This window comes from Streptomyces sp. CO7, from assembly GCF_053474865.1.
The window spans coordinates 1-1,789 of the sequence record NZ_JBRIOU010000224.1 but is presented as its reverse complement, the minus strand read 5'-3'; the positions used below and the strand labels follow the sequence as shown (position 1 = coordinate 1,789).

2 protein-coding genes are annotated in these 1,789 nt (G+C 74.1%); both read left to right on the top strand.

What is annotated here, in order from left to right; all coding sequences use genetic code 11:
- A partial coding sequence (locus ACOV8S_RS32960; protein ID WP_448322341.1) for a cupin domain-containing protein occupies positions 1-326 on the top strand: 326 nt, incomplete at its 5' end.
- Positions 327-330: 4 nt separating this feature from the next.
- Positions 331-1,722: a diaminopimelate decarboxylase gene (gene lysA, locus ACOV8S_RS32955; protein WP_448322339.1), complete on the top strand. Its 1,392-nt coding sequence runs from the start codon at positions 331-333 to the stop codon at positions 1,720-1,722.
- The last annotated feature ends 67 nt before the right edge of the window (positions 1,723-1,789 follow it).

The window sequence follows — 1,789 nt, the reverse complement described above, 5'->3', positions numbered from 1 at the left end:
GGCCCGCCTTCGCCGCACGGTTCACCCCGGCACCCCGGCTCGCCCGGGCGGAAGGGCACCAGGGCATCTGGGACCTCAGCGCCCACGACGACACCCGCCTCGCCGTTCGCCTGCTCCACGCGGACGTCGGCGACCACGCCGCACCGATCAGCCACGGGGGCGAGGAGTTCGTCCTGGTGATGGGCGGCTCCTGCCGGGTCGTCGTGGCCGGCTCCGGCCGCGTGCTGCGCGCCGGGGACGCCGTCCACCTCTCCGCGACCGACGCCCACCACTTCATGGACCCCAGTGACGACCTGCTGATGCTCGTCGTCCTCACCGAGGAGTAAGCACGTGTCCCCCGTTGTCTCCACCCCCGAGGCCGAGGCCCCAGAACGCCCCGCCGCACACGGGCTCACCACCGCCGCCTCCCCCGAACAGGCCCCCGAGGTATGGCCGCTGACCGCCCGCACCGTCGCGGGACGCCTGCACGTGGGCGGTGTCGCCATGGACGACCTGGCGAGGGCCTGCGGCACGGCCCTGTACGTGGTCGACGAGGCCGACTTCCGCCACCGCGCGGCCGCCTGGCGCGAGTCCGGCGCCGACCGGGTGCACTACGCCTCCAAGGCGTTCCTGTGCGCCGAGATGGTCCGCTGGGTCGACTCCGAAGGCCTCCACCTCGACGTGTGCAGCGGCGGCGAGCTGGAACTCGCCGTCGAGACCGGCTTCGACCCCGCCCGCATCGTCTTCCACGGCAACAACAAGTCCGTCGACGAGCTGCGCGCAGCGGTGGCGCACGGAGTGGGCGTGGTGGTCGTCGACTGCCACGAGGAGATCGACCGGCTCGCACAGGCGGCCGCCCGGGCCGGCCGGGTGCAGGACGTCTACGTCCGCATCACGCCGGGGGTGGCGGCCGAGACCCACGCCTACATGGCCACCGGCGGGGACGACGTCAAGTTCGGCTTCCCCGTGCGCCAGGGACACGCGGAGCGCGCGGTGCTCGCCGTCGCCGCGCACGCCTCGCTCCGGCCGGCCGGGGTGCACTGCCACATAGGTTCGCAGATCACCGCCACCGAAGGGCTGACGCTGGCCGCCGAGCGGGTCGGGCTCTTCGTGGCCGACCTGGCACGCCGGCACGGCATCACGGTCGAGGAGATCGATCTCGGCGGCGGCGCGGGCATCCCCTACGTGCCCGGACAGCCGAGGATGGAGCCGTCCGAGTTCACCGCGGCGCTCAGGGCAGGACTGGCCCGCGTGCTGGAACCCGGGACGGTGCGCCTCGCCGTCGAACCCGGACGCTCCATGATCGGGTCCGCGGGGGTGACCCTGTACCGGGTCGGGGCCGTCAAGGACGGCCTCAGGCGCCGCTTCGTCTCCGTCGACGGCGGAATGAGCGACGCCCTGCGTCCCTCGCTCTACGAAGCCCGCTACACCGCCTGGCCCGTCGACCGGACACCCCGCGGAGAGACGGTGCACTCGGTCGTCGTGGGCCGGCATTGCGAGAGCGGCGACGTCGTCGTTCCCGACATCGCCCTGCCCGCGGACCTCGCCCCCGGCGACCTGCTCGCCGTTCCCGCGACCGGCGCCTACCACCACACGATGGCCAGCAACTACAACGCCCAACCGCGCCCCGCCGTGGTGGCCGTGCGCGACGGCCGGGCCCGTCTCATGGTGCGGCGCGAGACCCCCGCCGACCTGCGACAGCGTGAGGCGCACGGGGAGCCCGTCGAACTCCGCCGCCCCTGACCCGCACCGGGCTCCCGCGCAGCGCCCGGGCGCCACCCCCTCTGTCTTCGCTCTCCTCGCCTTCCAC